Annotated in this window: 12 protein-coding genes; 5 read left to right on the top strand and 7 right to left on the bottom strand. The window is 73.5% G+C overall.

Annotated features, from left to right (window positions below):
• Positions 1 to 71: 71 nt before the first annotated feature.
• The 5 genes from OG870_RS25265 (at position 72) to OG870_RS25245 (ending at position 4,821) form a co-directional block, all read left to right on the top strand.
• Positions 72 to 491: an ATP-binding protein gene (locus OG870_RS25265; RefSeq protein WP_266588842.1), complete on the top strand. Its 420-nt coding sequence runs from the start codon at positions 72 to 74 to the stop codon at positions 489 to 491.
• Complete coding sequence (locus tag OG870_RS25260) at positions 488 to 1,666, top strand: sensor histidine kinase (RefSeq protein ID WP_266839033.1); 1,179 nt, start codon at positions 488 to 490, stop codon at positions 1,664 to 1,666. Before OG870_RS25265 ends, OG870_RS25260 begins: the two co-directional genes overlap by 4 nt.
• Entirely contained in the window at positions 1,663 to 2,322 is a 660-nt protein-coding gene (locus OG870_RS25255; RefSeq protein WP_266588838.1) for a response regulator, read from the top strand. The genes OG870_RS25260 and OG870_RS25255 overlap by 4 nt, the downstream gene beginning before the upstream one ends.
• 162 nt (positions 2,323 to 2,484) lie before the next feature.
• A complete protein-coding gene (locus OG870_RS25250) occupies positions 2,485 to 3,123 on the top strand; it encodes a GOLPH3/VPS74 family protein (RefSeq protein WP_266839037.1) in 639 nt (212 codons plus the stop codon).
• A 102-nt stretch (positions 3,124 to 3,225) separates the two neighbouring features.
• Positions 3,226 to 4,821 (top strand): carboxylesterase/lipase family protein, encoded by a 1,596-nt coding sequence (locus OG870_RS25245; protein ID WP_266839039.1) that lies wholly within the window; start codon positions 3,226 to 3,228, stop codon positions 4,819 to 4,821.
• 57 nt (positions 4,822 to 4,878) lie between these two features.
• Here the strand turns inward: OG870_RS25245 and OG870_RS25240 are convergent, their stop codons facing one another.
• The 7 genes from OG870_RS25240 to OG870_RS25210 form a co-directional block, all read right to left on the bottom strand.
• A complete protein-coding gene (locus OG870_RS25240) occupies positions 4,879 to 5,544 on the bottom strand; it encodes a response regulator (protein ID WP_266518618.1) in 666 nt (221 codons plus the stop codon).
• A complete protein-coding gene (locus OG870_RS25235; RefSeq protein WP_266588832.1) occupies positions 5,541 to 6,908 on the bottom strand; it encodes a sensor histidine kinase in 1,368 nt (455 codons plus the stop codon). Before OG870_RS25235 ends, OG870_RS25240 begins: the two co-directional genes overlap by 4 nt.
• A gap of 134 nt (positions 6,909 to 7,042) precedes the next feature.
• Positions 7,043 to 7,723: a response regulator gene (locus tag OG870_RS25230; RefSeq protein ID WP_266518613.1), complete on the bottom strand. Its 681-nt coding sequence runs from the start codon at positions 7,721 to 7,723 to the stop codon at positions 7,043 to 7,045.
• A complete protein-coding gene (locus OG870_RS25225; protein ID WP_266592412.1) occupies positions 7,720 to 9,156 on the bottom strand; it encodes a sensor histidine kinase in 1,437 nt (478 codons plus the stop codon). Before OG870_RS25225 ends, OG870_RS25230 begins: the two co-directional genes overlap by 4 nt.
• 40 nt (positions 9,157 to 9,196) lie before the next feature.
• Complete coding sequence (locus OG870_RS25220) at positions 9,197 to 10,435, bottom strand: acyltransferase family protein (RefSeq protein WP_406348977.1); 1,239 nt, start codon at positions 10,433 to 10,435, stop codon at positions 9,197 to 9,199.
• Positions 10,436 to 10,628: 193 nt separating this feature from the next.
• Entirely contained in the window at positions 10,629 to 11,666 is a 1,038-nt protein-coding gene (locus OG870_RS25215) for an alpha/beta hydrolase (protein WP_266588830.1), read from the bottom strand.
• Between the two features lie 232 nt (positions 11,667 to 11,898).
• Positions 11,899 to 12,786, bottom strand: coding sequence for an alpha/beta hydrolase (locus OG870_RS25210; RefSeq protein WP_266588828.1), 888 nt, complete (start codon positions 12,784 to 12,786; stop codon positions 11,899 to 11,901).
• Positions 12,787 to 12,791: the final 5 nt, after the last annotated feature.

Below are 12,791 nucleotides of genomic sequence, written 5' to 3'. Positions count from 1 at the left end.
CCTGCCACGACGGCGGCGGCACTGCCACCTGCCCCCTCCTCAACTCCCCTCTGCCCCACAGGAGTTCAGCCGTGCCCGAAAACGATCCCGAGTCCTGGGAGTACTCCCTCTACATCCCCAACGACCCCCGCGCCGTCACCGTGTGTCGTCGCACCCTCCGTCTGATCCTGACCATGCACGGCCTGATCACGTTGGTCGACACCGCGGAGCTCCTCGCAACCGAGCTGATCTCCAACGCCGTACTGCACACCAAGGGCCCCGCCGCCCTCCGCGTCCGCTACTCCCCCGGCGTACTCCGCCTCGGCGCATGGGACGCGGACCCCGAACCGCCCGACTCCCCGGCCGAGGCGGCGGACCTCACCGCCGAGGGCGGCCGGGGCCTCACCCTCGTACGGGCCTGCTCCGACCTCTGGGGCTGGCAGCCGCTGTCCAGATTCGGCAACCGTGGCAAGTACGTCTGGTGCGAACTGCTCGGTAGGGTCGGGGCGTGAGTCGGGACGCGCGTTGGCTGTGGTGCGGGTCGGCCGGTCTGGTGCTCGGGGTGCTCGGCACGTCGGTGCTCGCCGTCGGCACGGGCTGGCGGCTGGCCGCGGGGGTCGTTCTGGTCGTCGCGCAGGCCGGTTCTCTGAGGTGGGTGCTGCGCGGGCCCCTCGCCGTACTGGGCGTCGGTGTGATCACGGGTGTCGCCGTGTGGGCGCTGCTTCCCGCAGTGACGTTGACTGGGGCGCTGCTCGCGGCGCAGGTCGCGTTGTGCGTGCTGTCGGCCACGCGGCCGAGGCGGGTGTCGGTGGCGGCGCTTGCGGGGATGTGCGCCCTGTCGGGGCTCGGGTTCGTCTCCGGTGGCCCGGGGGCCGTGGCCATCTGTCTGCTGGCGGTGCTGCTGGCATGGACCGTGGGGCAGTGGCGCCGGGCGCAACGGGCGCGAGCGGCGGCGGAGACACGACGGGCGGTCGCGGAGGAACGGGCCCGTATCGCGCGGGAGGTGCACGACGTGGTCGCTCACACCCTGTCGGTGATGGTCATTCAGGCGGGCGCCGCGGAGGACGTGTTCGGTGATCGTCCCGAGCAGGCCCGGCAGGCATTGCGGGCGATCGACACCGCGGGGCGCTCGGCGCTGGACGAACTGCGGTTGCTGCTGCGGGCGTTCGGTCCGGAGGAGAGGGATCCGGAGGAGAGAGATCCGGAGGAGAGAGATCCGGAGGCCGGGGATTCGGCGGCGGAGGATCCGGCGGAGGGGGATCCCGTCGACGGGGAGCGGGCTCCGCGACCCGGGCTCGCGCGGCTGGACGAGCTTGCCGATGCCGTGCGGGCGGCGGGCATGACGGTGCGTCTGGACCGTGAGGGCGTTCCGGCCGGTGGTCTGCCGGCGGCCGTGGACCTCGCGGCGTACCGGATCGCGCAGGAGGCCGTGACCAACGCGCTGCGGCACGCCGTCGGCGCCGACGAGGTGCGCCTGTCGGTGACGGCCGACGGTGGGCGGATCCGGATCACCGTGGCCGACAACGGGCGTACGCCGCCCGCCCGGTCCGCCAGGGCGGGCGCGGGACGGGGCCTGGTGGGGATGCGGGAACGGGCCCGCATGCTGGGCGGGAGCCTGCGGGCGGGCCCGGCCGCCGGGGGCGGGTTCGCGGTGGAGGCGGAACTGCCGATGGAGTACGCGTCGTGACCCTTCGCGTGGTGGTGGCCGACGACCAGGCCCTGGTGCGTACCGGCTTCCGGATGATCATCGACGCGCGGGACGACCTGGAGGTGGTCGGCGAGGCGTCCGACGGCCAGGAGGCCGTGCGGCTGACGCGGGAACTGCGGCCGGACGTGGTGCTGATGGACGTACGGATGCCCGTGCGGGACGGCATCGAGGCGACCCGGGAGATCGTGGCCTGCGGCAGCCCGGCCCGCGTGCTCGTACTGACCACCTGGGATCTCGACACGCACGTGGTCGCGGCGTTGCGTGCCGGGGCCAGCGGGTTCCTGCTGAAGGACATCCGGCCCGCCGAACTCGTGGAGGCGATCCGTCTCACGGCCCGCGGGGACGCCCTGCTGGCGCCCTCGGTGACGCGCCGTGTCCTGGACCGCTTCCTGCGCACCGCGCCCGACCTGCGGCCGCCGCCGGACCTGGAGCGCCTGTCCGGCCGGGAACGGGAGGTGCTCACCCTGATCGGGCAGGCCCTGTCGAACGCGGAGATCGCCCGGCGGCTGGACCTGTCGGAGGCCACCGTCAAGAACCACGTCACCGGCGTACTGCGCAAGCTGGGCCTGCGGGACCGGGTACAGGCCGTGGTCGCCGCGTACGATCACGGCCTCGTCCGGCCGAGAGACCCGTGAGCGGGAAACTGCTGAGCGAGAAACCCCTGAGCGCGGCTTGCGGGACCGCGGGGCGGCTCATCCTTGAGGAGGAGAAACCGCGCCGCTCCCTCCTGTGCTCCCAGAGCGGATCCGTTCGCGCGGCCGATCAACGGCGCGCCGCCGGACCGTAGCGTCATCGGTATGACCGAATCGCTCCATCACCGCATGTACCTGCTCGCCTACGACGAAGAGGCCCGGGGGCCGTACGACCGCTCCCGGACCGGGCTGCTCGTCCGGACCGCCGTCCTGGTCGAACTCGCCCTGCGCGGGCGGCTGGTGGAGACCGGCGGCGGCAGCGTGGCGGTCGCCGGAACGGGATCGACGGGGGATCCCGTTCTGGACGAGATGCTGCGGGAGGCTCCCGGGCACGGCTGGAAGCAGCTGGTCCGGCGGCACAGCGGGCGCACCCTGACGGCGGTGGAGGACCAGCTGGCCGCGCTGGGGCTCCTCACCGTCGAGTCGTCGCGGCTTCGCCTGGGCGGACGGCGCGTGACCGTGTCGGATCCGGGCACGCTCCGGGCGGTGCGCGACCGTGTGTCGGCCGTCCTGCACGGCAACGCACCCGTCGCCGGGATTCCCGTCGCCGACGCCGCTCTGGCGGCACTGGCCGCGGCCGGCAAGAACCGGTCGGTGGTCTCGCGGCAGGACGCCCGAGAGCTGCGGGACCGCATCGACGCCTGCACCGGCCGCCTCGGCACCCTCGCCCCCGGCCTGGAGAAGACCGTACGCGGACTGTCCATGACCATGATCGCCGCCCAGGGCGGGATGGGCGGCGGCTGACCGACAGCACCAGAACCCGAGAACCCGGGGCCAGGAAGCCGGGCGATCCAAGAGACGGGGAAACGCATGAAACGGGGGAAACGTATGAAACGGGGGAAACGTATGAACACGCGCCGTGTCCTGACCAGCCTGACCAGCCTGGCTGCCTGCGCGCTGACCGCCGTGTTCGCCACGGCCGCCGGGCCCGCGCTGCGGACGCAGCCTGCCCTGTCGGCGCGACAGGTGGATCGTCCGGCCGTCGGGACGGTGGTCCGCACCCACGACGGCGCCGTGCGGGGCACCGCCCACGACGGCTACCGCACCTTCGAGGGCCTGCCCTACGCGGCGCCTCCGGAGGGCCGCCTGCGCTGGGCGCCGCCCCAGCCGGCAAGGCCCTGGACGGGGACCCGGGACGCGACCCGGCCCGCGAGCGCCTGCCCGCAGGCGGCGGGCGAGGTGCCCGGTGGCAGCACCGACGAGGACTGCCTCCACCTGAACGTCACCGCGCCGGACGCCGCCACCCCGCGGCACCCGCGGCCGGTGATCGTCTGGCTGCACGGCGGCGGCTTCACGACCGGCGCGGGCAGCTCCTACGACGCCCATCGCATGGCCACCCGCGGCGACGCCGTGGTCGTCACGGTCAACTACCGCCTCGGCGCCCTCGGTTTCCTCGCCCACGCCGGACTGCCCGGCTCCGGCACCTTCGGCCTGGCCGACCAGCAGGCGGCACTGCGCTGGGTCAGGGACGGCATCGGCGCCTTCGGCGGCGACCCGCGCAACGTGACGCTGGCCGGCGAGTCGGCCGGCGGCTACAGCGTCTGCGCCCAACTCGCCTCGCCCGCCGCCGTGGGGCTCTTCCAGCGGGCGATCATCCAGAGCGGGCCGTGCACCGGCCGCCCGGACCGGCCGTTCGCCCCGTCCGCCGCCTCACTGCCCACAGCGCGTGAGACCGGCGCACGGTTCGCGGCCAAGGCCGGCTGCTCCTCCGCCCGGCACGTCCTGGCCTGTCTGCGCGGGAAGAGCGTCTCCCGTGTGCTGGCCGCCCAGGCCACCGACCAACAGCCCGCCTACGGAACGCCGTTGCTGCCCCACGACCCCGCGACCGCCGTCGCCGCCGGCCGCTTCCCGCACGTGCCCGTGCTCATCGGCGGCAACCACGACGAGGGCAACGGCTGGGCCGCCGGCATCATCCAGGCCGGTAACCCCGTCACCCCCGAGACCTGGCCCGACGTCGCCGCCACCTTCTTCCCCGGCCGGGACCGGGCGAGCGCGATCGTCCACGAGTACCCGGTGACTCCGTCGAACGGCGGCCCAGTGTTCGGCGCGGTCATCGGCGACGCCGACTTCGCCTGCCCCACCCTGCGCACCGGCGACCTGCTCGGCGCCCAAGTCCCCGTCTGGCGCTACGAGTTCGCCGACGAGCACGCCCCGCCGCTCACCCCGGGCACGCCACCGTTCCCCCTCGGCGCACCCCATGCCAGTGAGCTTCCCTACCTGTACGACCTCGGCGGCCGCCCCCGCACCATGACCCCGGCCCAGCACCACCTGGCCGACACCATGATCGACTACTGGACCCGCTTCGCCCGCACCGGCGACCCCAACGCCACCGGTACGCCGCACTGGCCGAGCGACGCCGTCCAGTCCCTGGCCCCGAACCACACGGGCCCCACCCAGACCACCACCCACCACCACTGCGCCTTCTGGAACGGCCTGCCCTGAGCACCACCCCACCGGTCAGCCAGCCGGGGACCGCCACCCCGGCGGCCGGCCCGCCGGTCAGCCCGGTGTCACCAGTCGCGCCTCGTACGCGAACACCGCAGCCTGTGTGCGGTCCCTGAGGCCCAGCTTGACCAGGATGCGGCTGACGTGGGTCTTGATCGTCGACTCGGCGACCACGAGGCGCCCGGCGATCTCCGCGTTCGACAGGCCCTGCGCGATCAGGACCAGGACCTCCGTCTCACGCTCGGTCAGATCGCCGTACGCCGCCTGGGCGGACTGCATGAGGCGAGGGGACGTGGACAGCTTCGAGAACTCCGTGATCAGCCGCTTGGTGACGGTCGGTGCGAGGAGTGCCTCACCGGAGGCCACCACCCTTACGCCGTCCGCGAGTTGGCGGGCCGAGGCGTCCTTGAGGAGGAAGCCGGAGGCTCCCGCGCGCAGCGCCTGGTACACGTACTCGTCGAGGTCGAAGGTCGTGAGGACGAGGACCTTCGACGGGCTGTCGGCGGCCACGATCTCCCGGGTCGCCTCGATGCCGTTCATTTCGGGCATGCGGATGTCCATCAGGACCACGTCGGGGGCCAGTTCACGGACGCGGTCGACCGCCTCGCGGCCGTTGACCGCCTCGCCCACGACCTCGATGTCCGGCATCGCGTTCAGCAGGACCGAGAAGCCCTCGCGCACCATCATCTGATCGTCCGCGATCAGGACGCGGATGGTCATGCCTCACCCTCCGTCACGCCGGCGACCGGCAGGAACACCGCCACCTCGTAGCCTCCCTCGTTCGTACGGGCCGCCGTCATCTCGCCGTTCAGCATCGAGACGCGCTCGCGCATGCCGGTGATGCCGTGCCCGGCACCCGGCGAGGGCTTCACCAGGTTCGGCGCGGGCGGCGGGCCGTTGACTATGCGCAGGCCCAGGCCGCCGAGGACGTAGGAGACCTCCACCTTGGCGCTCGCACCCGGCGCGTGCCGCAGACTGTTGCTGAGCGCCTCCTGGACGATGCGGTACGCCGACAGCTCGACGCCCTGCGGGAGTTCGCGCACCGCCCCGGTCACCGCCTTGTCGACGCTCAGGCCCGCGTCCCGCACATTGGCGAGCAGTGCGTCCAGGTCCCCGAGGGTGGGCTGCGGGGCGTCGGGTGCCTCGTAGTCCTCGGCGCGGACGACGCCCAGCACGCGGCGCAGTTCGGCGAGCGCCGCGACCGCGTTCTCCCGGATGGTGACGAAGGCGCGCTCCAGCTCCGGCGGCGGGTTCTCCACCCGGTAGGGGGCGGCCTCCGCCTGGATGGCGACGACCGACATGTGGTGCGCGACCACGTCGTGCAGCTCGCGCGCGATCGTCGTGCGCTCCTCCAGCAGGGTGCGCCGGGAACGCTCGTGCGCGGTCACCGTCTGCTGCGCGGTCACCTCCTGCCGGGCGTCCCGGCGAATGTGCCAGACGGTGACGGCGAGGAGGGCGATGGCCGAGACGAACAACAGCTCCACGGTGTTCGAGCCGAAGTAGTGGCCGCCGCCGAAGCTGCCGGCCAGGAACCCGTACACCCCCGTCAGCGCCCACATCCAGGCGGCCGTGCGCGGCCTGGTGCGGATGGCCACGATCGTGAGCACCATCAGCTGGCAGGCGAAGCTGCCGGCCGGCCACGGCCAGTCAGCGTCCCAGGAGCCGTCGAACACCGCTGCGACCGGGGTCGCGGCCATCGACAGCCAGAACGCGCCCACCGGCCGGACCATGGTCAGCAGGACCGGGGCCAGCGCGAGCAGCCCGAGCGCCAGGTTGATGCCCGCGCCACGGAAGCCGACGTTGGAGGCGATGAGCATCGCCAAGAGGCCGGCCGCCGTGATCAGGGCGTGCGGCGCCCACGTCACGTACTCGCGCATCCGGCCGGACAGCCGCCGGGCGAAACGGCCGTCAGCGCTCGCACGAGGCAGCGGGCGGTAGGCGAACGCGTCATGGAACAGGTCCTGCCGCAGCCCGCCCAGGGCGTCCATCGCCGCCCGGAACTCGGGGCTGCGCGGCTTGTACGGCTCGAAGGCGCCGTCCGGCGGCTCCGGTGGCGTCGGCTGCGTCTGGGTCGTGTCGGTCACGATGAAAACGGTAGGCGGTGGCGGGCGCGCGGTCGTCACCAGTGAGAAGGGTCCTTCCGCCTCCCTCTCAGGTACTACGGGTACGGCGCGACACGGCCGCCGACGCAGGCTCCTGGTCAGTGGCCGGACGGCCGTCAGTAGCCGGACGGCCGTACCAGCCCCGACTCGTACGCGAACACCGCCGCCTGCGTGCGGTCCCTGAGGCCCAGCTTCACCAGGATCCGGCCCACATGGGTCTTCACCGTCTGCTCGGCGACGACCAGGCGCTCGGCGATCTCCGCGTTCGACAACCCCTCCGCGATCAGTGCGAGGACCTCCGTCTCGCGCTCGGTCAGATCGCCGACCCGCTCCTTGAGGGGGGTGCGAGGCCGGCCGTCCAGGCGGGAGAACTGGTCGATCAGCCGTCGGGTGATGCCCGGTGCCAGCAGCGCGTCGCCGGCCGCCACCACCCGCACCGCCTCGGCCAGCTGGTCCGCCGACGCGTCCTTCAGGAGGAACCCGGACGCTCCCGCGCGCAGCGCTTCGTACACGTACTCGTCGAGGTCGAAGGTGGTGAGCACCAGCACCTTGATGTGGGGCGTCGCCCCGGTGATGCGGCGGGTGGCCTCGATACCGTCGAGCTCGGGCATCCGGATGTCCATCAGGACGACGTCCGGGACGAACTCGGCGACCTTGGCCACGGCGTCCAGGCCGTCGACCGCCTGGCCGACCACCTCGATGTCAGCTTTGGTGTTGAGCAGCACGGTGAAGCCCTGCCGGACCATCTGCTGGTCGTCGGCGATCAGTACGCGGATGGGGCTACGGCTGCTCGTCATACGGTGTCGTCCTTCAGGTCGGGGGCGTGGTCGGAAGCGTGGTCGGGGGCGTGGTCGGGGGCGGGAGCCCGGCCGCCGTCACGGGCCTGCGCGTCGTCGGGGTCCTGCGCCGCCTCGGCAAGCAGGTCTTCGGCGCGCATGGGCACCGGGATGAAGGCGTCGACCTTGTACCCCCCGTCCGGCATCGCGCGCGCGTTCAGAACACCGCCGAGCATCGCGGCCCGCTCCCGCATGCCGAGCAGCCCGTGTCCCGCACCCGGCGACTGGGGAGCGGGGCGGTCCGGCGGCGAGTTGGTCACTTTCACCTGCAGTCCGTAGGGACCGTAGTCGACGACGACGGCGGCGCTCGCGCCCGGTGCGTGGCGCAGGACGTTGCTCAGCGCCTCCTGCACGATCCGGTACGCCGACAGCTCCACGCCGGGTGGCATCGGGCGGCGCCTGCCGACGGTCTCGACGGTCACGCGCAGACCGGCCGCCCGCGTGTTCTCGACGAGCGTGCCGAGCCGGTCGAGGGTGGGCTGCGGGGTGTGCGGGCCGTTGCCGGTGCCGTCGAGCGCGTCCCGTGAGTCGGGGTCCTCCGAGCGCAGCACGCCCAGTACCCGGCGCAGCTCGGTCAGCGCCTCCAGAGCGTTGTGCCGGATGCCCTCAAGGTTCTCCTTGAGCTCTTCGGAAGGGTTCTCGACGAGATGGGGGGCGACCTGTGCCTGGATGGAGATGACGGACATGTGATGGGCGACCACGTCGTGCAGCTCGCGCGCGATGCGGTTGCGCTCCTCCAGGAGCGTGCGCCGCGCCCGCTCCTCGGCGGTGACCATGGCCAGCCGTCCCAGCTCCGCGCGCGCCTCGCGCCGGCTGCGCAGCGTGATGCCGAGCAGTACGACGACGCTCGACAGGATGCTCGTGATCACGCCGGTGGACTGGTGGTCGGGCGCACCCCAGACGCCCTCCAGGACATAGGTGACGAGCAGGGTCAGGGCCAGCGCCTCAACGGCCACGCGGACCCGCACGCGCAGGGCGAGCAGCAGCAGTACGAGCAGCTGGGCGATGATCCCGGCCGTGGTCCAGGGCCAGGTGAACTGGTGCACCACTCCGGCGGCCAGCTTGGCGTGCACCGCGACGGCCGCCACCACGGAGGCCACCGTCGACAGCCACCAGGCCGGGACCGGCCGCCGCATGCCGAGAATCACCGCGCCGCCCAGCGCGGGCCCGACCACGAAAGCCAAGCCGGCGCCCAGCAGGCCGTTGTCCGTGAGCTGCGCGGTGCCGCCGAGCATGATCCCGAACGCGGCGATGTACAGCACGGCGTGCGGCAGCCGGCGCAGCCGGCCGAAGGCGGGCAGCGGGTCCCAGCGGACCGTCCCCAGGTCCTCGCCCAACACGCGCAGCCAGTGCAGGCCGCCGGCGAGCACCCGCCTGACCCCCGTCCGCCCGATGCCCGGCCGCCCGGTCCCCGTCTCCGTCACGCGGCCAACCCTAGGCACGTCGGACCGCCCCCGCCGATGTCTCGCGCCTGCCGAGGTGGGCGCGGACCACCTGCGACGGGCGGGTACCGGTGCGCCGCGGGCCCCGACGCTCGTACGAGTGGAAGGCCGTCCAGCAGACCGTGAGGGCCAGGGCGAAGACGGGCAGCCAGGCCAGGCGGAAGCCGACCCAGGCGAGGTGGTCGGGCGGTGTGTGCAGGCCGGGGAGGTGGCCCGCCGGGAGGGTGGCGGCCGTGGTCGCCATCAGGGCCGTCTGGTGCCAGAGGAAGATCGTCATCGCGGAGAGGTTCACGAAGGCCACCGCCGCCCAGGCCAGGGGCCGCCGCATGGTCCGGCGCAGGCGGTCACGCAGGAGCAACGCCAGGCCGCACTGGGCGAGGCCGAACGTGACCGCTGCCAGGGTCGGCGGGTTGAAGTTCGAGATCGCCGCCCCCGGGACGCCGACCATCGAGGCCGGGTAGTGGGCGAGGGCGACCAGCGCGGCCGTCGCCGCCGTACCCCCGGCGAGCAGGGTCAAGGCCGCCCGGCGGCTGTCCAGTTCGCCGCGGGTCCAGGCCGCGCCCAGGGTGTACGGCACCAGCCAGCCCGCCGCCAGGTTCACCCAGCCGAGGCTCTGCGGGGCGCCGAGGCCGAAACGGAGAAGGTCCACGTGAAGGACGACGGCCAGCGGCCACAGAGGGTTGAGCCGGGTGACGAGCGGGGTCGCCGCCGTCAGCGCCGCGAACACCACCAGGAAGCACAGGGGCGAGAGAGCCGGCTTGACCAGGGTGCGGATCGTCCCGAACTCCGCGCCCGAAAGGAACAGGGCCGTCGCGGCGACCGTCCAGAGGGCCACTACCGCCGCCACCGGTTTGAACAGCCGCGACAGCCGGGCGGACAGCCACTGCCGGTACGGCGTGCCCTTCGCTCGGGCCGCCGCGTAGCTGCGGGTCGCCACGTGGCCGCCCACCAGGAGGAACACGGCCAGGGTCTGGAAGGCCCAGGAGATCGGGGCCAGCCACGGCATGGGCTGCAGGGGGCTCGACGCGTGCAGGGCGCCGCCGTCCGCCACCAGGGCAGTGACCAGCCAGTGGCCCAGGACCACCCCGAGGATCGCGAGCGCGCGCAAGGCGTCCACGGCCCGGTCCCGGCCCACGGGAGTGGCGGCCTCGATCCGGTCGGCGCCCTGTCGTATGCCGTCCCACGGTCGTAAGCCGTCCCAGTGCCGTATGCCGTTCCACGCGCGGCGCACGCGAAGTGCTCCGCGGGATGTGCCGCGCTCTGCCGTCGATTCGTTGCGGCACCGTCGTAGCTGGTTGCGCTGACGTGTTTGGTCGCACCGTCGTAGCCGGTCGCGCCCTCGCGACGGAGCCGCACACGTCACAGCTCCGCGCCCCTTCAGAGCGCCGCCCAACCGCAGCGGACCTCGCGCACCCTGCTTCGGCTCACGCACGGGTCACCGCCTTCGTGTCGCCCAGGACGATCCGGGTGAGGTTGGCCAGGGACGCCGAGCCCGGCCTGAAGTAGTCGCTGTGGCCGCCGGAACCCGCCGCGAAGACATGGGCGCCGAAGGCCGGTGAGACGGGATCGGTACCGAAGCCGACGGTCGTGCCGAACAGGTCGGCCTCGACGTGCGGGACCTCCGCGATCCAGTCGTCGCCGCCGCGCGCCGCCCAGACGCGGGCCGGCGTGTGCAGGGCCGCCGCCGAGTCCGCGCCCGTGCCGGGGCTGCCGACGAGGGCGATGTCGGACACGTCCAGACCGGCCGCCGCACGGCCGCAGACGACCGTGCCGTAGGAGTGGCAGAGCAGCGAGATGTCCGCGTTCGGGCCTGCGGTGCGGCGCAGTTCGCCGATGAACTCGCGCAGGCGCGGGGCCGCTTGCTCGGCGCGGCCCGCGGTGAGGACCGTGGCGCTGACCGTGTCCGGCGTCCGGTAGCCGAGCCAGGCCACGACCGCCGTCCGTACGCCCTCGGGGGCCTCCCTCACCAGGCGTTCGTGCAGCGCGAGGGCACCCGCGCGAAACCGGTCGTAGGTGTCGACGGAGGTGTCGGAGCCCGGGACCAGGACCGCGACGCGGTCGGCGTGGGCGAGGTCGCCGAAGACCTCCGTCGCCTGTCCCGGACCGCGGCCGTCGAAGGAGAGGAAGCGGCGGGAGGGGTCGGCCATGGAGCGATCAGCCGCGGCCCGCTCGTCGTTGCCGTCAGCGGCGGCCATACGGGAGGCTTCGGCGGCGTTGGCACGGTTCGCCATGTAGGCGGCGTCCAGGGTCGATGCCGTCAGGGGGGCGAGGGACGCCGGGGCCGGGGCGGGAACGGCGGGCCGGGCGGCCCCCGCGAGCGGGAGGACCACGGCGCCGGCGATGAGAGCGCCGAAGGCGCCTCGACGCCATCTGCCCGCACCGCGCCGCCTGTCGGAGCGCTTTCCGGTCGCCCGAGTCACTGCCGCGGTCTGCTCGGCGACCGCCCCCGTCTCCAGCTCCATGGTCCTCGTCCCTCCCGGTCCGCCCGGCCATCGGGCTTGTCCGGTAGGGAAGTTACGGACCGTGAGGCGTCGTCCGCGTCCCGCCAGGGAGCTCTTCCGGGACGTAGCTCTCAGGTACTACGGGTATGAAGGGGCAGGCGTACGAAGGCGCCTGCGCATCAGGGACGCCGGCGCGCCGAAGGGCCCGCGCACCGGGGAGCCGGCTCACTGGCCGGGGCGCACCGCGGACGGCTCACCACGCCAGCTGTGCGATCTCCTCCGCCACCACCGCGCACGCGTCCGCCGACGGGTCGATCAGCGGGAAGTGGCCGACGTCCTCCAGCAGCGTGAAGCCCACGACTTCACCGGCCTTGGCCGCCGCGTCGGCGTACGCCTCGGCGACCGCCTGCGGGACGTCGATGTCGCTGCGGCCCTGGACCAGGGTGGTCGCGATGCCGGTCGGGAGCAGGAGCGACGGGTCGACGTACGGCCGGCGCTCGGCGAACTTCTCCTCGCCGCCCAGCAGTTGACGCGCGGCCCCGCCGCACACGTCGAGTTTGTCGGCCACCTCGAAGTCCGCGATCGGGGCCAGGGCGACGACCCCGCGCAGGGGCGCGGGACGGTCGATGCGCCAGGCGGCGTCGGCGGGGAGCAGATGGCGGGCCGCCACCCACAGGGCGAGGTGGCCGCCGGCCGAGTGCCCGGTGACCACCATGCGGCGCGGGTCGGCCCCCGGAAGGGCCTCGCGCACGAGCGCGGGCAGTGCGTCCAGCGCGGCCGCGACGTCGTCGAAGGTCTCCGGCCACCGGCCCGCGAGGGGACCGCCCGCGCCGCCCTGGGCCGGGATCACGCTCCCCCGCCGGTACTCGACGCTGGCCACCGCGAACCCCCGCCGGGCGAGGAAGTCCGCGAACGGAGAGATGTGGCGTCGGTCGTACGCCGCCCGCCACGCGCCGCCGTGCAGGACGACCACCAGCGGCACGGGAGTGCCGGGAGTCGGATCGACGCGAGGGGCGTAGAAGTCGATCAGCTGGTCGGGGTGGTCACCGTAAGCGGCGGTGGAGTCGGGCTCGACCGCCGGATGCGAGAACGCCGACTCCTCTTCGGTGGCGGCCCGGGCTGCTGCGGCGTCGTCCGGCATGCTCC

It is taken from the genome of Streptomyces sp. NBC_00461 (assembly GCF_036013935.1).
GTDB lineage: Bacteria > Actinomycetota > Actinomycetes > Streptomycetales > Streptomycetaceae > Streptomyces.
This window is presented reverse-complemented; position numbering and strand designations above follow the sequence as displayed.